Origin of the sequence: Tenacibaculum aquaeponti (genome assembly GCF_052084715.1) — a bacterium.
Taxonomy (GTDB): domain Bacteria; phylum Bacteroidota; class Bacteroidia; order Flavobacteriales; family Flavobacteriaceae; genus Polaribacter.
In genome coordinates, this window is the sequence record NZ_CP197288.1 from 3,180,001 (window position 1) to 3,197,396 (window position 17,396).

Annotated in this window: 22 protein-coding genes, 2 rRNA genes and 1 riboswitch (1 of these 25 running past the window's edge); of the genes, 21 read left to right on the forward strand and 3 right to left on the reverse strand. The window is 32.3% G+C overall.

The annotated features are described in order from the left end of the window. The 21 genes from ACSIGC_RS14420 to ACSIGC_RS14520 all read left to right on the forward strand — a co-directional run. Positions 1-938, forward strand: a 23S ribosomal RNA gene (locus ACSIGC_RS14420); it begins 1,846 nt to the left of the window's first position. 101 nt (positions 939-1,039) lie between these two features. Further along, positions 1,040-1,148 (forward strand): 5S ribosomal RNA (gene rrf / locus ACSIGC_RS14425). Positions 1,149-1,728: 580 nt separating this feature from the next. After that, the gene (rpsH, locus tag ACSIGC_RS14430; protein ID WP_442265491.1) at positions 1,729-2,127 is read left to right on the forward strand and encodes a 30S ribosomal protein S8; all 399 of its coding nucleotides are present in this window, start codon (positions 1,729-1,731) and stop codon (positions 2,125-2,127) included. Positions 2,128-2,144: 17 nt separating this feature from the next. After that, positions 2,145-2,690: a 50S ribosomal protein L6 gene (gene rplF / locus ACSIGC_RS14435; protein WP_442265492.1), complete on the forward strand. Its 546-nt coding sequence runs from the start codon at positions 2,145-2,147 to the stop codon at positions 2,688-2,690. Positions 2,691-2,700: 10 nt separating this feature from the next. Next, positions 2,701-3,051: a 50S ribosomal protein L18 gene (gene rplR / locus ACSIGC_RS14440; RefSeq protein WP_095074014.1), complete on the forward strand. Its 351-nt coding sequence runs from the start codon at positions 2,701-2,703 to the stop codon at positions 3,049-3,051. 11 nt (positions 3,052-3,062) lie between these two features. Then, a complete protein-coding gene (gene rpsE, locus ACSIGC_RS14445) occupies positions 3,063-3,584 on the forward strand; it encodes a 30S ribosomal protein S5 (RefSeq protein ID WP_394341865.1) in 522 nt (173 codons plus the stop codon). An 11-nt stretch (positions 3,585-3,595) separates the two neighbouring features. Beyond that, positions 3,596-3,778, forward strand: coding sequence for a 50S ribosomal protein L30 (rpmD, locus tag ACSIGC_RS14450; RefSeq protein WP_095074011.1), 183 nt, complete (start codon positions 3,596-3,598; stop codon positions 3,776-3,778). Positions 3,779-3,791: 13 nt separating this feature from the next. Next, complete coding sequence (rplO, locus tag ACSIGC_RS14455; protein WP_299675234.1) at positions 3,792-4,241, forward strand: 50S ribosomal protein L15; 450 nt, start codon at positions 3,792-3,794, stop codon at positions 4,239-4,241. Positions 4,242-4,254: 13 nt separating this feature from the next. Beyond that, entirely contained in the window at positions 4,255-5,577 is a 1,323-nt protein-coding gene (gene secY / locus ACSIGC_RS14460) for a preprotein translocase subunit SecY (protein WP_442265493.1), read from the forward strand. Positions 5,578-5,579: 2 nt separating this feature from the next. Continuing rightward, positions 5,580-5,795 (forward strand): translation initiation factor IF-1, encoded by a 216-nt coding sequence (infA, locus tag ACSIGC_RS14465; RefSeq protein WP_068206835.1) that lies wholly within the window; start codon positions 5,580-5,582, stop codon positions 5,793-5,795. Between the two features lie 12 nt (positions 5,796-5,807). Beyond that, entirely contained in the window at positions 5,808-5,924 is a 117-nt protein-coding gene (gene ykgO, locus ACSIGC_RS14470) for a type B 50S ribosomal protein L36 (RefSeq protein WP_010181906.1), read from the forward strand. A 2-nt stretch (positions 5,925-5,926) separates the two neighbouring features. After that, positions 5,927-6,292, forward strand: a complete 366-nt coding sequence (gene rpsM, locus ACSIGC_RS14475) for a 30S ribosomal protein S13 (protein ID WP_442265494.1) — start codon at positions 5,927-5,929, stop codon at positions 6,290-6,292. A gap of 35 nt (positions 6,293-6,327) precedes the next feature. After that, positions 6,328-6,714 carry a 30S ribosomal protein S11 gene (gene rpsK, locus ACSIGC_RS14480; RefSeq protein ID WP_095074006.1) on the forward strand — a complete coding sequence of 129 codons (387 nt, stop codon included), beginning with the start codon at positions 6,328-6,330 and terminating at the stop codon, positions 6,712-6,714. Between the two features lie 78 nt (positions 6,715-6,792). Beyond that, entirely contained in the window at positions 6,793-7,398 is a 606-nt protein-coding gene (rpsD, locus tag ACSIGC_RS14485) for a 30S ribosomal protein S4 (protein WP_442265495.1), read from the forward strand. Positions 7,399-7,502: 104 nt separating this feature from the next. Next, complete coding sequence (locus tag ACSIGC_RS14490; protein WP_442265496.1) at positions 7,503-8,495, forward strand: DNA-directed RNA polymerase subunit alpha; 993 nt, start codon at positions 7,503-7,505, stop codon at positions 8,493-8,495. A 71-nt stretch (positions 8,496-8,566) separates the two neighbouring features. Further along, entirely contained in the window at positions 8,567-9,067 is a 501-nt protein-coding gene (gene rplQ, locus ACSIGC_RS14495) for a 50S ribosomal protein L17 (protein ID WP_442265497.1), read from the forward strand. Positions 9,068-9,157: 90 nt separating this feature from the next. Beyond that, positions 9,158-9,823: a hypothetical protein gene (locus tag ACSIGC_RS14500; protein WP_442265498.1), complete on the forward strand. Its 666-nt coding sequence runs from the start codon at positions 9,158-9,160 to the stop codon at positions 9,821-9,823. Positions 9,824-10,064: 241 nt separating this feature from the next. Next, positions 10,065-11,171 (forward strand): glutamine-hydrolyzing carbamoyl-phosphate synthase small subunit, encoded by a 1,107-nt coding sequence (gene carA, locus ACSIGC_RS14505; RefSeq protein ID WP_442265499.1) that lies wholly within the window; start codon positions 10,065-10,067, stop codon positions 11,169-11,171. Between the two features lie 515 nt (positions 11,172-11,686). After that, positions 11,687-12,973: a phosphopyruvate hydratase gene (gene eno / locus ACSIGC_RS14510; RefSeq protein ID WP_442265500.1), complete on the forward strand. Its 1,287-nt coding sequence runs from the start codon at positions 11,687-11,689 to the stop codon at positions 12,971-12,973. A gap of 288 nt (positions 12,974-13,261) precedes the next feature. Continuing rightward, positions 13,262-14,548 carry a citrate synthase gene (locus ACSIGC_RS14515; protein WP_442265501.1) on the forward strand — a complete coding sequence of 429 codons (1,287 nt, stop codon included), beginning with the start codon at positions 13,262-13,264 and terminating at the stop codon, positions 14,546-14,548. 101 nt (positions 14,549-14,649) lie between these two features. Further along, a complete protein-coding gene (locus ACSIGC_RS14520) occupies positions 14,650-15,603 on the forward strand; it encodes an arginase (RefSeq protein ID WP_442265502.1) in 954 nt (317 codons plus the stop codon). Between the two features lie 61 nt (positions 15,604-15,664). On the opposite strand, the gene ACSIGC_RS14525 is transcribed toward ACSIGC_RS14520, so the two are convergent. The 3 genes from ACSIGC_RS14525 to ACSIGC_RS14535 form a co-directional block, all read right to left on the reverse strand. After that, on the reverse strand, positions 15,665-15,928 hold the full coding sequence (locus ACSIGC_RS14525; RefSeq protein WP_442265503.1) for a hypothetical protein: 264 nt from the start codon (positions 15,926-15,928) through the stop codon (positions 15,665-15,667). A gap of 75 nt (positions 15,929-16,003) precedes the next feature. Beyond that, positions 16,004-16,435 carry a hypothetical protein gene (locus ACSIGC_RS14530; protein WP_442265504.1) on the reverse strand — a complete coding sequence of 144 codons (432 nt, stop codon included), beginning with the start codon at positions 16,433-16,435 and terminating at the stop codon, positions 16,004-16,006. 41 nt (positions 16,436-16,476) lie between these two features. Next, complete coding sequence (locus tag ACSIGC_RS14535) at positions 16,477-17,100, reverse strand: hypothetical protein (RefSeq protein WP_442265505.1); 624 nt, start codon at positions 17,098-17,100, stop codon at positions 16,477-16,479. 166 nt (positions 17,101-17,266) lie between these two features. Then, positions 17,267-17,361: riboswitch (TPP riboswitch) on the forward strand. The last annotated feature ends 35 nt before the right edge of the window (positions 17,362-17,396 follow it).

The following is a 17,396-nucleotide window of genomic DNA, read 5'->3' on the forward strand; positions in this document are numbered from 1 at the left end:
AATTCCTTGTCGGGTAAGTTCCGACCTGCACGAATGGTGCAACGATCTGGATACTGTCTCAGCCATGAGCTCGGTGAAATTGTAGTATCGGTGAAGATGCCGATTACCCGCAGCGGGACGAAAAGACCCCGTGAACCTTTACTATAGCTTCGTATTGACTTTGGATAAGTAATGTGTAGGATAGGTCGGAGACTTTGAAGCAGTGTCGCTAGGCGCTGTGGAGTCAACCTTGAAATACGACCCTTTGCTTATCTAGAGCCTAACTCAGCGATGAGAACAGTGCGTGGTGGGTAGTTTGACTGGGGTGGTCGCCTCCAAAAGAGTAACGGAGGCTTCTAAAGGTTCCCTCAGCACGCTTGGTAACCGTGCGTAGAGTGCAATGGCATAAGGGAGCTTGACTGAGAGACATACAGGTCGATCAGGTACGAAAGTAGAGCATAGTGATCCGGTGGTTCCGCATGGAAGGGCCATCGCTCAAAGGATAAAAGGTACTCCGGGGATAACAGGCTGATCTCCCCCAAGAGCTCACATCGACGGGGGGGTTTGGCACCTCGATGTCGGCTCGTCACATCCTGGGGCTGGAGAAGGTCCCAAGGGTTGGGCTGTTCGCCCATTAAAGTGGCACGCGAGCTGGGTTCAGAACGTCGTGAGACAGTTCGGTCTCTATCTGCTGTGGGCGTTAGAAATTTGAGTGGATCTGACTTTAGTACGAGAGGACCGAGTTGGACGAACCTCTAGTGTATCTGTTGTCTCGCCAGGGGCACTGCAGAGTAGCTACGTTCGGAAGGGATAAGCGCTGAAAGCATATAAGCGCGAAACCCACCACAAGATGAGATTTCTTTAAAGGGTCGTTGAAGATGACAACGTTGATAGGCTATAAGTGTAAGTGCAGTAATGTATGTAGCTGAGTAGTACTAATAACCCATAGGCTTATGTACGTACTTCCCCTCTTAATGAGGGGAAGACAACTCTTTTGATTATTTAAAATACCATTTTACTAATATGTTAACTTATACAGTTGAAATATACTGAAACAACTTAAGGTGATTATAGCAATGGGGCTCACCTCTTACCATTCCGAACAGAGAAGTTAAGCCCATTAGCGCCGATGGTACTGCCACTGGTGGGAGAGTAGGTCGTCGCCTTTCTTTTAAACAAAAATCCGATTAGTTTTTTACTAATCGGATTTTTTGTTTTTTAATATTTATTATAAATATTAAAATAGATATTATTAAATTTTTCCTAGTTTATAAATATGGTATTAAGCTTATTTATCTGATCTTTTAAGAAAATATAATAAAGAATCTATAAAATATGATTAAGCTGAGTGTAACAGTTTTTGAAAGCTATTGTAGATATATAACTCGTAATTGATATTATTAATGGCTAATCTAGGATAATTATTTAGTTTTCTTGATAAAACCTTTGGTTGTTTGTAATTGCTTGTTATTTAGCTGCTTGTCTAGTGTCTTATTAAATTGTTGTTTAATCTATAAAACCATTTTTAATAAGCTTTATAAGTAGCAATAAATTAATAGTCAAACTGATAATTAAAAATTCTCTTTTTTTTTAGAAAACTTTATGTATATTTGCACACTGTTTTTACAGGGTAAATTATGTCTTGTAATAACGTAATTAAATAATTTTTAACTGGTTTCAGGTTTAATAGCTACGTTTTCGTAGGGACAATAGAAGTTATTAAATACCAAAACCACAAATCAAATCAATATGTATACAGATCCAATCGCGGATTTTCTTACTCGAGTGAGAAATGCTATTTCAGCTGGTCACAGAGTTGTAGAAGTTCCTGCTTCAAAATTGAAGAAGGAAATGACCAAGATTTTGTTCGATCAAGGTTACATTTTAAGTTATCAATTTAATGATGATTCTGTTCAAGGTTCTATCAAGATAGCTTTAAAGTACGATCGTTTAACAAAAGAGCCGGTTATTAGAAAAATTCAGAGAGTATCTACACCAGGTTTACGTAAGTATGTTGGTGCTAAAGAGATGCCGAGAGTTTTAAACGGTCTAGGAATTGCAATTGTTTCAACTTCTAAAGGTGTGATGACAAACAAGAAAGCACGACAAGAGAATGTTGGAGGAGAGGTACTTTGTTACGTTTACTAATTTAAACATTTTGTAAAATGAGTAGAATAGGTAAAAGCCCAATCACATTACCACAAGGTGTTGAAGTAAAAGTAAACGATAACGTGGTTACAGTAAAAGGTAAGTTAGGAGAGTTAAGTCAAAAGTTAACTTCTGATGTTACTTTAAAGATTGAAGATGGAACTTTAACATTAGAAAGACCATCAGATAGTAAAGAACATAAAGCTGCACATGGTTTATACCGAGCTTTAATCAGTAACATGGTTGAAGGTGTAAGTAAAGGTTATACTAAGGAGTTAGAGTTAGTAGGAGTAGGTTATAGAGCATCTAATCAAGGACAAAAATTAGATTTAGCTTTAGGATTTTCTCATAACATTGTTTTAGAGTTAGCACCAGAAGTAAAGGTTGAGACAGTATCTGAAAAAGGTAAAAATCCAATCGTAAAATTAACTTCTCATGATAAACAGTTAGTTGGTCAGGTAGCGGCAAAGATACGTTCTTTCCGTAAGCCAGAACCATATAAAGGTAAGGGAGTTAAGTTTGTTGGTGAAGTAATTAGAAGAAAAGCAGGTAAATCTGCATAATATTAGTGTTATGGCATTATCAAAACTTGAAAGAAGACAACGTATAAAGTATAGAATTAGAAAAGATATTACAGGAACAGCTGTTAAACCAAGGTTATCAGTTTTCAGGAGTAATAAAGAAATCTATGCTCAAATAATTAATGATGTAGACGGTGTTACATTAGCATCTGCTTCATCTAGAGATAAAGAAATTGCATCTGGTTCTAAAGCAGAATCTGCTGCTGCAGTTGGAAAAGCAATTGCTGAAAAAGCTGTAAAAGCAGGGATTGAATCTATTGCTTTCGATAGAAATGGTTACTTATATCATGGGCGTGTGAAAGTATTAGCTGACGCTGCAAGAGAAGCTGGTTTAAAATTTTAAGAAATTATATTATGTTAGGATATAAAAACGCAGAAAGAGTAAAACCAAGCGGATTAGAGCTTGTTGATAGATTAGTAGGGGTACAACGTGTTACTAAGGTTACTAAAGGAGGTAGAGCATTTGGTTTCTCTGCTATAGTAGTAGTAGGTGATGGTAAAGGTGTTGTAGGACATGGATTAGGTAAGTCTAAAGATGTTTCTTCTGCAATAGCTAAAGCTGTAGAAGATGCAAAGAAAAATTTAGTTCGTATTCCGCTTTTAAATGGAACTTTACCTCACGAACAAAAAGGTAAATTCGGTGGAGCTAAGGTTTTTATTAAACCAGCTTCAAATGGTACCGGAGTTATTGCAGGTGGTGCTGTGCGTGCAGTATTAGAATCAGTAGGAGTACATGATGTATTATCTAAGTCTCAAGGATCATCAAATCCTCATAACGTAGTAAAAGCAACTTTTGATGCTTTATTACAATTGCGTAGTGCAGAGACTGTAGCTAGACAAAGAGGTATTTCTTTAGATAAAGTTTTTAACGGTTAAAAATTAAGACGATGAGTAAGATTAGAGTTACACAAGTAAAAAGTCAAATAGGTCGCCTTAAGAATCAAAAGAGAACGTTAGAGGCGTTAGGGTTAAAAAGAATTAATCATACTGTTGAGCACGACGCGTCTGCTACAATTTTAGGAATGGTTAATAAAGTTCAACACTTAGTTTCTGTAGAAGAAATTAAATAAGAAGATAATTAAAATGGGTTTACATAACTTAAAACCAGCAGCTGGATCAACTAAGAGCGGAAAGAGAATCGCTCGTGGAGAAGGATCTGGACATGGTGGTACCTCTACAAGAGGACATAAAGGAGCTAAATCTCGTTCTGGATACTCTCGTAAAATCGGATTTGAAGGAGGGCAAATGCCACTTCAAAGACGTGTGCCTAAGTTTGGATTTACTAACATCAACCGTAAGGAATATGTTGGAGTTAACTTAGATAGATTACAAGAGTTAGTAGATAACGGTAGAATTACTGATACAGTAAATATGGAAGTTTTAGTTCAAAATAGATTAGCACGTAAAAATGATCTTGTGAAGATTTTAGGACGTGGTGAATTAAAAGCTAAATTAAATATTACTGTACACAAATTTACTGCAACAGCAAAAGCGGCTATCGAAGCAGCTGGAGGTGAAGCAGTAACTTTATAATCCCTGTTAAAAGATGAAGTTTATAAACACTTTAAGAGACATTTTTAAGATTGAAGAGTTAAAAGATAAGTTACTTTTAACTATAGGTTTAATCGCTGTATATCGATTTATGGCTGCAGTTCCTTTACCAGGAATTGATCCAACTCAGTTAGCAGCTTTAAAAGATCAAGCAGGAGGTGGACTCTTAGGTTTATTAAATGCATTTACAGGAGGGGCATTTGCTAGAGCATCTGTAATGGCGCTTGGTATTATGCCTTACATTTCTGCATCGATTGTAGTTCAGTTAATGGGAATAGCTGTTCCGTATTTACAAAAACTACAAAAAGATGGAGAGAGTGGACGTAAGAAAATTACACAAATTACTCGTTGGTTAACAATACTAATTACTTTAGTACAAGGACCAACATATATTACGGCAATTAAAACTCAATTTGGGTTACCAGAATCTGCTTTCTTAGTTGGTGGTGCTACTTTTTGGGTTTCATCAATGATTTTACTAACTGCAGGTACAATTTTCGCCATGTGGTTAGGTGAAAGAATTACAGATAAAGGAGTTGGTAATGGTATCTCTCTTTTGATTACTGTAGGTATCATCGCAAATTTCCCAGCCGCTTTTATGCAAGAGTTTATTGCTAAAACTACTAATGCTGGAGGTGGTGGTATAATGATGATTTTAATTGAAGTATTAGTGTGGTTTGTTGTAATATTATTAACTGTACTACTTGTTACAGCGGTTCGTAAGATTGCTGTTCAATATGCTAGAAGAACAGCTATAGCAGACATTAAAGACGTAGAGGGAGCTAGACAATATATTCCTTTAAAGTTAAATGCTGCAGGTGTAATGCCAATCATCTTCGCACAAGCAATTATGTTTTTACCAATGACTTTAGGTCAGAAATATCCAACTTTAGCTAGTTTAGCTGATATTAATGGGTTATGGTATAATGTAATCTTTGCATTATTAATTATAATATTTAGTTATTTCTACACAGCGATAACTATACCAACAAATAAAATGGCAGAAGATTTAAAGAGAAGTAATGGTTTTGTACCAGGCTATAAGCCAGGTGAAGAAACAGCAAATCATTTAGATTCTGTTTTATCAAAAATTACTTTTCCTGGATCTTTATTTTTAGCAGGTTTATCAATTTTACCAGCTATAGCAGCTAAGTTTGGAATTACTCAAAACTGGGCGTTATTTTATGGAGGTACTTCATTAATAATTATGGTAGGTGTTGCAATAGATACTATTCAGCAAATTAATTCATATTTATTAAACAGTCGTTACGACGGTTTAATGAAAACAGGTAATACTAATAGAAAATCATTAAAGTAATTATGGCTAAGCAACCAGCAATTCAACAAGACGGAACCATTACGGAGGCATTATCCAATGCAATGTTCCGTGTAGAATTAGAGAATGGACATATTGTTACAGCACACATTTCTGGGAAAATGCGTATGCATTATATTAAACTTTTACCTGGAGATAAGGTGAAGTTAGAAATGAGTCCTTATGATTTAACTAAGGCAAGAATTACTTACAGATATTAAAAAAACACACTGATGAAAGTAAGAGCATCATTAAAGAAAAGAAGTGCCGACTGTAAAATTGTACGCAGAAAAGGCAGACTATATGTAATTAACAAAAAGAATCCTAGATTTAAACAAAGACAAGGTTAGTTATGGCAAGAATCGCAGGTATTGATATTCCAAAGAATAAGAGAGGTGTAATCGCTTTAACATACATCTTTGGTATAGGAAGAAGCAGAGCTAAAGAAGTTTTAGCTGAAGCAAAAATAGACGAAAGTATTAAAGTTCAAGATTGGAACGATGATCAAATTGCAGCTATTCGTGAGCAAGTAGGAAAGTACACTATTGAGGGTGAATTACGTTCTGAGGTTCAATTAAACATTAAACGTTTAATGGATATAGGTTGTCAAAGAGGAATCCGTCACAGATTAGGGTTACCTTTAAGAGGACAAAGAACTAAGAACAACTCTCGTACTAGAAAAGGTAAGAGAAAAACTGTAGCAAACAAGAAAAAATAATCATTAGATTATTTTTACTAAACTAGTAAAGAATCATGGCAAAATCTAAAGTAACTAAGAAACGTAAAGTAGTAATTGAGTCTACAGGTGAGGCTCACATCACTGCATCGTTCAATAACATTATCATCTCTTTAACTAACAAAAAGGGAGATGTAATTTCATGGTCTTCTGCAGGTAAGATGGGATTTAGAGGGTCTAAGAAAAATACACCTTATGCAGCTCAGTTAGCTGCTGAGAACTGTGCTGAAGTTGCTAAAGAAGCAGGTTTACGCAAAGTAAAAGTGTATGTTAAAGGACCAGGTAATGGTAGAGAATCAGCTATCAGATCTATCCATAATTCAGGTATTGAGGTTACAGAAATTATTGATGTAACTCCAATTCCACACAATGGATGTCGTCCACCTAAAAGAAGAAGAGTATAATTATATTTTAACAAAGCAGGAAATTTGATTGTCGAAGGAGTAAGCCTTAATTCACAATCCCTGTTTAAATTTTAAGAAATGGCAAGATATACAGGACCAAAAACTAAAATCGCTCGTAAATTTGGTGAAGCGATCTTCGGAGATGATAAAAACTTCGAAAAAAGAAACTATCCTCCAGGGCAACACGGTAATGGTAAACGTAGAGGAAAAAAATCAGAATATGCTGTACAGTTAATGGAAAAGCAAAAAGCTAAGTATACTTACGGTATCTTAGAACGTCAATTCCGTAACTTATTCAAAAAAGCTCAAGCTTCTGGTGGTATTACTGGTGAGGTTTTATTACAATTATGTGAATCTCGTTTAGATAATACTGTTTTCCGTCTAGGAATAGCTACTTCTCGTAGTGCTGCTCGTCAGTTAGTTTCTCACCGCCACATTACAGTTAACGGAGATATTGTTAATATTCCTTCATACAGATTAAAAGCTGGAGATGTTATTGCTGTAAGAGAAAAGTCTAAATCTTTAGACGTTATCGAAAATGCATTAGCTTCAAATAGCGCTGTATACGAGTGGTTAACTTGGAATGCAGAACAAAAATCTGGAACTTTTGTAAAGGCTCCAGAAAGATTACAGATTCCTGAAAACATTAAGGAGCAGTTAATCGTAGAATTATATTCTAAATAATAAATTAATTATAACCATATTGGTATCCAGCCAAAGGGTCCGTTTGTTCTTCTTCAAACTTACGGACCGCGCAACTGGGTAACAATTAAAAAGAAGAAAAATAAATGGCGATTTTAAATTTTCAAAAGCCCGATAAAGTAATCATGATCGAATCTACTGATTTTAAGGGTAGATTTGAATTCAGACCGCTAGAACCAGGTTTTGGTCTAACTGTTGGTAATGCTTTAAGAAGAGTATTATTATCATCTTTAGAAGGATTTGCAATTACATCTTTAAGAGTAGATGGAGTAGATCACGAGTTTTCTACTATAACTGGTGTTGTAGAAGATGTAACTGAAATGATTTTAAATTTAAAACAAGTACGTTTTAAGAAGCAAATCGAAGAATCAGATAGAGAAACAGTTACTATTGCAATCTCAGGTCAAGAGCAGTTAACTGCTGGAGATTTACAGAAATTTATTTCTGGTTTTCAAGTGTTAAATCCAGATTTAGTGATCTGTAATATGGATAAATCTGTAAAGATTAATGCAGAGATTACAATTGAAAAAGGTAGAGGATTTGTACCAGCAGAAGAAAACAAGAAATCAGGAGCTCCATTAGGAACAATTTTTACTGATTCAATCTTTACACCAATTAAAAATGTAAAGTATGCAGTTGAAAATTTCCGTGTTGAGCAAAAAACTGATTACGAAAAATTAGTTTTCGATATTGATACAGATGGATCTATCAATCCAAAAGATGCTTTAACAGAGGCAGCTAAGATTTTAATTCACCACTTCATGTTATTCTCTGATGAAAGAATAACTTTAGAGGCTGATGAAATCGCACAAACTGAATCTTACGATGAAGAATCGCTTCACATGCGTCAGTTATTAAAGACGAAATTAGTAGATATGGATTTATCTGTTCGTGCTTTAAACTGTCTAAAAGCTGCAGAAGTAGATACATTAGGAGATTTAGTATCATTCAATAAGAGTGATTTAATGAAGTTCAGAAACTTTGGTAAAAAATCATTAACAGAATTAGAAGAGTTAGTGAACAATAAAGGCTTAAGCTTCGGAATGGATTTATCAAAATATAAATTAGATAGAGATTAAATTAATCAAGGTTAGCATATTTTGCTCCTCTAAAATGAGTTGAGCAAGATGTTAATCTAAAACTAAACGTCATGAGACACGGAAAAAAAGTTAACCATTTAGGTAGAAAAACTGCGCATAGAAAAGCTATGTTAGCTAATATGGCATGTTCTTTAATCGAGCATAAGCGTATTAACACTACTGAAGCAAAGGCAAAAGCATTACGTAAGTTTGTTGAGCCTTTAATAACTAAAGCTAAAGCTGAGAATAACGGTACAGAAGAAAAAAATATGCACAATCGTCGTGTAGTATTTAGTTACTTAAGAAATAAGTATGCTGTTACTGAGTTATTTAAAGAAGTAGCCGTTAAAGTAGCAGATAGACCTGGTGGTTACGTTAGAATTATCAAATTAGGAAATCGTCAAGGAGATAATGCCCCTATGGCTATGGTAGAATTAGTTGATTACAACGAATTATACAACCCTAACGGTAAGAAAGCTAAGAAGACAACTCGTCGTAGTCGTCGTGGTGGTGCTAAAAAAGTAGAATCAACACCAGTAGCAGATGTTGAAGCTTCACAAGAAGAAGAATAAGATGTCTGGTGATTTGAAATAATATAAAAGGATAAACTATTAAGTTTATCCTTTTTTTTATATATTATTGAAAATTAAAAAATTAACCTTATGAAAAGACTAATCTTCATTTTATCAATCTTTGTTTCTAAGTGTGTCTATTCTCAAAATTTACCATCTTTAGAAATTTTATCTCCAAGCAATCAGCTTACCAATCAGGTAAGCAATAAAGGAAGGGACAATGGAAATCTTATTAAAGGAAGTGTTTATTTAAAAGAGAATTGGGCAAATAAACTAACAGTAAAAAGTAAAACTGGTAAAATTTATGAATTCGACAATACAAATTTTAATGTAAAAGAAAATTTATTTGTCGTAAATAAAGGTTTTCAATCTTATTTCAAAGTTGACGATTCTAAGGCCAAAGAGATTTACTTAAATGGAATTCAATTTGTAAAAGTAAATGGAACTTATTATGAAGTTATTACTGTAGTAAACAATTCAATGATTGTTAAGTTTCATAAATTAACTGTTTTGAAAGGACAAGTAAATCCTTTTTCAAAAGAAAAAGTAGGGAATGATAAATATAAAATTAATAGTACTTATCATATTGTCGAAAATAATATAGTTAATAAATTTAAATTGAAATCCAAAAAGGTTTTAAATTTAATGGATGGAGATAAAGCAAAGAAAGTAAAAAAATACGCTAAGGATAATTCTTTATCATTTAAAAAAGAAAATGAATTAAAAAAGATTATTAAGTTCTATGCTTCAATATAATAATTGATCAATACTTTTGGATACCAAATAAATATTTGAATTTGATTTTAGAGTTAACATATAATTATCAACAACAAAATAATCTTAAAGAAAGCAATAAACAGTTATTACCTTTTTTAAAAAAGAAAGGTGTTTTAATTAATTTATTAATAAAATATTGTAAAATTTAAATTTTTATAAAAAGGATTAACAATTGTGTTTGTCCTTTTTTTTTAAACTATTTTTGACAAACTTTTTTAACATGAAATACACAACTAGAAAGAAAGCTCTTGTTTTATTAGCAGATGGAACAATTTTTTACGGTAAATCTATTGGTATAGAAGGAACAGTTACTGGAGAAATTTGTTTTAACACAGGAATGACAGGTTATCAAGAGATTTTTACTGATCCTTCTTATTACGGTCAATTAATGGTAGCAACGAATGCTCACATAGGTAACTATGGGGTTAATGACGAGGAAGTTGAGTCTGAAGGAATCAAAATTTCTGGATTAATTTGTAGAAACTTCAGTTTTGAACATTCTAGAGTAGATTCTGATGGAAACTTAAAAGATTGGTTTGAAAAGCATAATTTAGTTGCAATTTCTGATGTAGACACAAGAGCATTAGTGTCTTATATTAGAGAGAACGGAGCTATGAATGCTATCATCTCAACAGATGTAGATAACATCGACAAACTTAAAGAAGAATTAGCTAGTGTTCCTAACATGGAAGGGCTTGAGTTAGCTTCTAAAGTTTCAACAAAAGAGCCATATTTTGTTGGAGATGAAAATGCTTCAATTAAAATCGCAGCTTTAGATATTGGAATTAAAAAGAATATTTTAAGAAATTTAGCTAAGAGAGATGCTTATATTAAAGTGTTTCCTTACAATGCTAAGTTTTCAGAATTACAAGATTGGAATCCAGATGGATATTTTATCTCAAACGGTCCTGGAGATCCAGAACCTTTAATTGATGCACAAAACGTAGCAAAAGAGATAATAGAAAAAAATCTACCTTTATTTGGTATTTGTTTAGGACATCAGGTAATTGCTTTAGCTAACGGTATTTCAACATATAAAATGCATAACGGGCATAGAGGTATTAACCACCCAGTAAAAAATTTAATTACAAGTAAAGGAGAAATAACTTCTCAGAATCATGGTTTTGCTATTAATAGAGAAGAAACTGAAGCGCATGAAGATGTTGAAATTACACATGTTCATTTAAATGATAATACTGTAGCAGGTATTAGAATGAAGAATAAGAATGTGTTTTCTGTTCAATATCACCCAGAAGCAAGCCCTGGACCACATGATTCAGAATACTTATTTGATCAATTCATTGAAAATATTAAAAAAGTTAAGTAATTGATTTTATGAAAAGGTATGTAGTAGTAATACAAGAGTCAGTAAGAGATTTTTTTATGTACTATCAAAGTAAATGTAAAAGAAAAATTGTAAGTCTGAGTCTTTTAAAATTCAAAGATGTTGCTAATGCTACCAATTTAGAAATAATAAAATCATTTAAAAATATTTCAGTTAAGAAACGTATGAGTTGTGTATAACTCATACGTTTCATATTATACAGAAATATAAAAGTTAAGTTCTGTTTAAGATGAATAGTAGTAGATTTGTTTTTGAGCTAACTAAAAAAGAAGATTATGTATTTTTAGTAGAAAATGAATCAGTTAAACTTTTATGGAATTTACTAAAAATAAATACTGTTTAAAATCAGAATGACATCGTAAAACTACCTTATTAGATTCAAGGTAGCTAGCTGTTTCAGGATAAAACGATTTCGTAGAAAATAATTAAAAATCAACCTAAAATACTGTAGCATTTGTAAATTAGCTACAGCCAAAAAATAAATAAAAATATAAAAGATGAGTATTATTATCAATATCCACGCACGTCAAATTTTTGATTCTAGAGGAAATCCTACAGTAGAAGTAGATGTAACTACTGAAAACGGAGTGTTAGGTAGAGCAGCTGTGCCTTCAGGGGCTTCAACAGGAGAACATGAAGCAGTTGAGTTGCGTGATGGAGGAGATGATTATATGGGAAAAGGGGTTACCAAAGCTGTTGAAAATGTAAATACTATCATAGCTCAAGAATTATTAGGAGTTTCTGTTTTCGAACAAAACTTAATCGATAAAATGATGATTGATTTAGATGGCACACCAAATAAATCAAAATTAGGAGCTAATGCAATTCTTGGAGTTTCTTTAGCTGTAGCTAAAGCAGCAGCAAACGAATTAGGAATGCCTTTATATAGATATATTGGAGGAGTAAGCGCAAATACTTTACCAGTTCCTATGATGAATATCATCAATGGAGGATCACATTCAGATGCTCCTATTGCTTTTCAAGAATTTATGGTAATGCCGGTAAAAGCAGCAAACTTTACCGATGCAATGAAAATGGGATCTGAAATTTTTCATAACTTAAAGAAAGTATTACATAATAGAAATTTATCCACAGCAGTTGGAGATGAAGGCGGTTTTGCACCAACATTAGAAGGTACAGAAGATGCTTTAGATACGATTGCTTTAGCTGTTAAAAATGCTGGATATAAATTAGGTGACGAGATAATGATAGCCTTAGATTGTGCTTCTGCTGAGTTCTATGTAGATGGGAAATATGATTACACAAAATTTGAAGGCGATAAAGGAAAAGTTAGAACAAGTAAAGAACAAGCAGATTATTTAGCTGAGTTAACAGAAAAGTATCCTATTATTTCTATAGAAGATGGAATGGATGAGAATGATTGGGATGGATGGAAGTATTTAACTGAAAAAGTTGGAGATAAAGTTCAATTAGTTGGAGATGATTTATTTGTAACTAATGTAGAACGTTTATCTAGAGGAATTGAAAATGGTATAGCGAATTCAATTTTAATTAAAGTAAATCAAATAGGTACTTTAACTGAAACAATCGCAGCTGTTAATATGGCACATAATGCAGGATACACATCTGTTATGAGTCACCGTTCTGGAGAAACTGAAGATAATACTATTGCAGATTTAGCTGTAGCTTTAAATACAGGCCAAATAAAAACAGGTTCAGCCTCAAGATCAGATCGTATGGCTAAATATAATCAGTTATTAAGAATTGAGGAGCAATTAGATGATGTAGCTTATTATCCGCAGAAAAAAGCATTTAAGATTTAAAAATATTAGATCGTATTTAATTTAAAGCCTCGTTTTTCGAGGCTTTTTTCATGAAATAATAATAAGTTAAAGTAACTTAAAAATTATCATTTTTTTACTATAATTTTAATGTAATGTTTATTTAGTTTTTTAGACTAAAAAACAATCACGAACCATTTTTTTTAAAAAAAAGAAATAAAAAAAACTTATTGTTTGAACATATAAAATCTATAGATGAAGATTTTTTAAATACTTTAAAAAATGGTATCTTCGTGCATCATTTCAATTATTAATAAATTAAAATAGAAAATGGCAGAAATAGCGAAATTACAAATTGGCGAAAACACCTATGAATTTCCGTTAATAAAAGGGACGGAAGATGAAGTTGCAATAGATATTAAAACATTAAGAGGAGCTACAGGAGGAGTCATTACTATAGATCCAGGTTTTAAAAATACGGGGTCTTGTCAAAGTGCTATTACATTTTTAAACGGAGAAGAAGGAGTATTAAGATATAGAGGTTATTCAATTGAAGAGCTAGCAGAAAAAGCTGATTTTTTAGAAGTAGCTTATTTATTAATTTTTGGAGAATTACCAACCCAAGAACAATTAGATAAATTCTATAATGATATTTTAGATAATGCAATCGTAGATGATGATGTTAAAAAGATTATAGATGCATTTCCTAAGAATGCACATCCAATGGGGTTGTTATCTTCTTTAACTTCTGCTTTAACTGCATTTAACCCTTCTTCAGTAAACGTAGATTCAGAAGAAGAAATGTATAATGCAATAGTTAAGATAATGGGGAAATTCCCAGTGTTAGTATCTTGGTCTATGCGTAAAATAAATGGACTTCCATTAAACTATGGGTCACGTAAGTTAGGTTATGTTGAAAACATTATGAAAATGATGTTTGAAAAACCAAATGAAGATTATGAAATCAATCCAATAGTAAAAGATGCTTTAGATAAATTATTAATCTTACATGCAGATCACGAACAAAATTGTTCTACTTCTACAGTAAGAGTGGTAGGTTCTTCTCATGCTGGATTATTCGCTTCTATATCTGCTGGGATTTCTGCACTATGGGGACCATTACATGGAGGAGCAAATCAGGCAGTTTTAGAAATGTTAGAAGCTATTAAAGCTGATGGAGGAGATACTAAAAAATACATGGCTAAGGCTAAAGACAAAGAAGATCCTTTCCGTTTAATGGGATTCGGACATAGAGTATATAAAAACTTTGATCCAAGAGCAAAGATTATTAAGGTTGCTGCTGATGAGGTATTAGATGATTTAGGAGTTGAAGACCCAGTATTAGATATAGCTAAAGGATTAGAGCAAGAAGCATTAAGCGATGATTATTTCGTAAAAAGAAAGTTGTATCCAAATGTAGATTTTTATTCTGGAATTATTTATAGAGCAATGGGAATACCTGTAGAAATGTTTACTGTAATGTTTGCTTTAGGTCGTTTGCCAGGTTGGATAGCTCAATGGAGAGAAATGCGTTTGCGTAAAGAGCCAATCGGTCGCCCTCGTCAAGTTTATACAGGTGAGAATTACCGTCCTTTCGTAAAAATCAATAAAAGATAACGAGAATTAAAATGATATAATGTCATTCTGAAGTTTAACTCAGAATGACATTTTTTTTGAATTAATATTATATTTTTAAATACTGATTAAATTCAGAAAATATGAAAGACATAAAATTAATTAAGAATAGGTCAGATATAGGTGCAGGAACACGTGGTTCAGATATGGGAATAGACGCAATTGAAATTGCAGCTATTAATAAAGAGAATGATTACTTTAATAGATACGAATTTGAAGATGTAAAAACAGAAAATGAATCCATCTATAATAAAGTTAACAATTCATTTGGTAAGCAAATAGAAAGTGTTTTTAATCAATGTAAGAGATTAAGTAATCATGTGAAAGTTAATTTACAAGAAGGAAGATTTCCTATCGTTTTATCAGGAGATCATTCCTCAGCGTTAGGAACGATAAGTGGTGTTAAAGCTGCATATCCAACCAAAAGAGTTGGAGTAGTTTGGATTGATGCTCATGGTGATTTACATACTCCATATACTTCTCCTTCAGGGAATACTCATGGAATGCCTTTAGGAGCTGCTATAAATGATGATAATTTAGATTGTCAGGTTAATGAAATTGACCGTGAAACTGCTGAGTACTGGGATCGTATGAAAAACATTGCGATCGTTGGGCAAAAAGTTATACCAGAAGATATAGTTTTTTTTGGAGTTCGTGATACAGAAGAACCAGAAGATAAACAAATTGAAAAGTATGGTATTAAGAATTATAAAGTTGCTGAAGTACGTTATAGAGGTTTAAGCGTATGTGTAGAGGAAGCACTTCAAAAACTCGATAATTGCGACGTTATTTATGTGTCGTTTGATGTTGATGCAATGGATTGTGATATGATTTCTTATGGGACTGGTACACCAGTTTCAAAAGGATTTGATGATAAAGAAATTATAAAAATTATTAATGGACTTTTAGATAGTGAAAAGGTAGTTTGCGTAGAGTTTGTTGAGGTAAATCCTTTGTTAGATTTTAAAGGGAACAAAATGGCAGAAACTGCATTTGATATTTTAAATGAAGTTACTAAAAAAATAGAGAGTTTATAAAATTAAAACTTTTACATTTTTTAATTAGGCTATCCGTATTTTCAGATAGCCTAATTTACTTTTATACATGAATCCAGTGGTTTCCATTCCAAACAAACTCTTTCCCGTTTGCAGGTTTAGGTTGATGTGATCTAAAAACACCTGGATTAATGTTTTGACATCCCTCATTTTTAAGGTAATTAGTAACATCAATTGTAAATTGATTTGCCTGATGATGATTGTGATCATCCTGTCTGCCAAAACATAAACTATCGCCAGGGCCATTGTAAGTGAAATTTTGTACGTTATAATTTGCCATAATATTGAATTTTAAATACCTACTCATAAGGCTTTTCGGTTTGTCGCCTTCTATATTTTTTATAGAAAATTCTAAATGATTTATTTTTTATAATTATGATTTTTAAAGAGATATAGATTCGTCAAATTGAAGGATAAATCCTAACTCTTCTCGAGTCCTATATTGTTCGCCATATCGAAATTGAACACGTAGATAAATACCTGTAGTCATCCTGCATAGTTGTAATTTTCCTAAATCACCATTTAAATATATCCCCTCTATAGTAAACTTTGTATTTAGTTGAGGAGGTTCAATAGTTTCATCTATAGGAATAGGAATATCGTACCAAATATTAGTTTTATTGAGCTGTACAGTGTTAGAAATTCCATTAGGATCTTTTGTGTAGTCTGTTAAAATAGCAGTAACTGTATCTAGTTTATTAGAATCATTATAGCTTGCAGTAGCTTCTATTTTAATACCGTTGTAAGGAATTTGATCATTATTTCTTTGTTTCCAATCACCAGAGTACCATGTTTTTTTTGTTATAGTATCCATTATTAATTTTTTATGTTTTATGCGAATAAGAAAATTCAGTATTACTGATTAATATTTTCTAAATGAAAATTAAAGGGTGTAGCATTATTATCAGGTCCTGCTCCTGTCATTACAATATTTGCACTTGTAATTCCAAATAAATTAATTGAAGTAGTAATTTGAGAAATCATTTCAGAATTCATTATTTCTCCTTCTTCAACTTGCGAAACAACTCCAATGTAAATGATAGGACGAAATTCAAAGACAGCTTTTTGCCCAGGAGCTACTCCAGTTTTTTTAGCTAGTAATTTTCCATCTTTATAACAATTAACGTCAATAGAGCCATTGGCTAAATTATTTAAAATTTCTACTTCATTTGTGTTTACTACAGGAGTTGAAGATAATCGTAAAATATCACCAGAAGTATCTTTTATCATCTCAAAAGCTTGTCCATTAAAAGCTTGTAATTTTGGAGTGTAATTTCCATAAGAATCGCTTACAGAGATGTTAAATTTTAAAGGAAAAATAAAAGGATGATTATTCAATCTGTCACAGTTTTTAATAACTTTCCAAGCAATAGCAATTTCATCAAAATTTTGAGCGATGTTATTTTGAAAAATAACCACTTGACTATTATTAGTATTGTTAGATTTATTAATAAAATTTAGAGAAATATTATCCGTCATTTTTTTGATATTAAGATTATTGGTACTTATAAAGTTATTTTATTAATGAATGGATAATTAAAAGAGTGTAATGAGAGAGTTAAAAAAAAGTACGAGTGTAAAGATTTAAACCAAGAAAGTTAGTTAATGATGTTTTGAGAAAAAATAAACCATTATATTTGTTCATATTAAACTTTAGGAGTAGCTAGGTTACTAGTTTGAGAAATATCCTTAGAACCTGATTTGGTTAACACCAACGTAGGGAAAAGTTATCTTAACTTTAGTGTACATATATCTATTATTTATGTGTACAACTT

Bases quoted from the DNA above. Each gene is read 5' to 3' on its own strand.
- rpsE (WP_394341865.1), top strand. From the start codon at position 3,063: ATGTTAGGATATAAAAACGCAGAAAGAGTAAAACCAAGCGGATTAGAG.
- rplF (WP_442265492.1), top strand. From the start codon at position 2,145: ATGAGTAGAATAGGTAAAAGCCCAATCACATTACCACAAGGTGTTGAA.
- rpmD (WP_095074011.1), top strand. From the start codon at position 3,596: ATGAGTAAGATTAGAGTTACACAAGTAAAAAGTCAAATAGGTCGCCTT.
- ACSIGC_RS14490 (WP_442265496.1), top strand. From the start codon at position 7,503: ATGGCGATTTTAAATTTTCAAAAGCCCGATAAAGTAATCATGATCGAA.
- ykgO (WP_010181906.1), top strand. From the start codon at position 5,808: ATGAAAGTAAGAGCATCATTAAAGAAAAGAAGTGCCGACTGTAAAATT.
- carA (WP_442265499.1), top strand. From the start codon at position 10,065: ATGAAATACACAACTAGAAAGAAAGCTCTTGTTTTATTAGCAGATGGA.
- rpsD (WP_442265495.1), top strand. From the start codon at position 6,793: ATGGCAAGATATACAGGACCAAAAACTAAAATCGCTCGTAAATTTGGT.
- rpsK (WP_095074006.1), top strand. From the start codon at position 6,328: ATGGCAAAATCTAAAGTAACTAAGAAACGTAAAGTAGTAATTGAGTCT.
- ACSIGC_RS14530 (WP_442265504.1), bottom strand. From the start codon at position 16,435: ATGGATACTATAACAAAAAAAACATGGTACTCTGGTGATTGGAAACAA.
- secY (WP_442265493.1), top strand. From the start codon at position 4,255: ATGAAGTTTATAAACACTTTAAGAGACATTTTTAAGATTGAAGAGTTA.
- ACSIGC_RS14535 (WP_442265505.1), bottom strand. From the start codon at position 17,100: ATGACGGATAATATTTCTCTAAATTTTATTAATAAATCTAACAATACT.
- ACSIGC_RS14515 (WP_442265501.1), top strand. From the start codon at position 13,262: ATGGCAGAAATAGCGAAATTACAAATTGGCGAAAACACCTATGAATTT.
- ACSIGC_RS14520 (WP_442265502.1), top strand. From the start codon at position 14,650: ATGAAAGACATAAAATTAATTAAGAATAGGTCAGATATAGGTGCAGGA.
- eno (WP_442265500.1), top strand. From the start codon at position 11,687: ATGAGTATTATTATCAATATCCACGCACGTCAAATTTTTGATTCTAGA.
- rpsM (WP_442265494.1), top strand. From the start codon at position 5,927: ATGGCAAGAATCGCAGGTATTGATATTCCAAAGAATAAGAGAGGTGTA.
- ACSIGC_RS14500 (WP_442265498.1), top strand. From the start codon at position 9,158: ATGAAAAGACTAATCTTCATTTTATCAATCTTTGTTTCTAAGTGTGTC.
- ACSIGC_RS14525 (WP_442265503.1), bottom strand. From the start codon at position 15,928: ATGAGTAGGTATTTAAAATTCAATATTATGGCAAATTATAACGTACAA.
- rplQ (WP_442265497.1), top strand. From the start codon at position 8,567: ATGAGACACGGAAAAAAAGTTAACCATTTAGGTAGAAAAACTGCGCAT.
- infA (WP_068206835.1), top strand. From the start codon at position 5,580: ATGGCTAAGCAACCAGCAATTCAACAAGACGGAACCATTACGGAGGCA.
- rplO (WP_299675234.1), top strand. From the start codon at position 3,792: ATGGGTTTACATAACTTAAAACCAGCAGCTGGATCAACTAAGAGCGGA.
- rpsH (WP_442265491.1), top strand. From the start codon at position 1,729: ATGTATACAGATCCAATCGCGGATTTTCTTACTCGAGTGAGAAATGCT.
- rplR (WP_095074014.1), top strand. From the start codon at position 2,701: ATGGCATTATCAAAACTTGAAAGAAGACAACGTATAAAGTATAGAATT.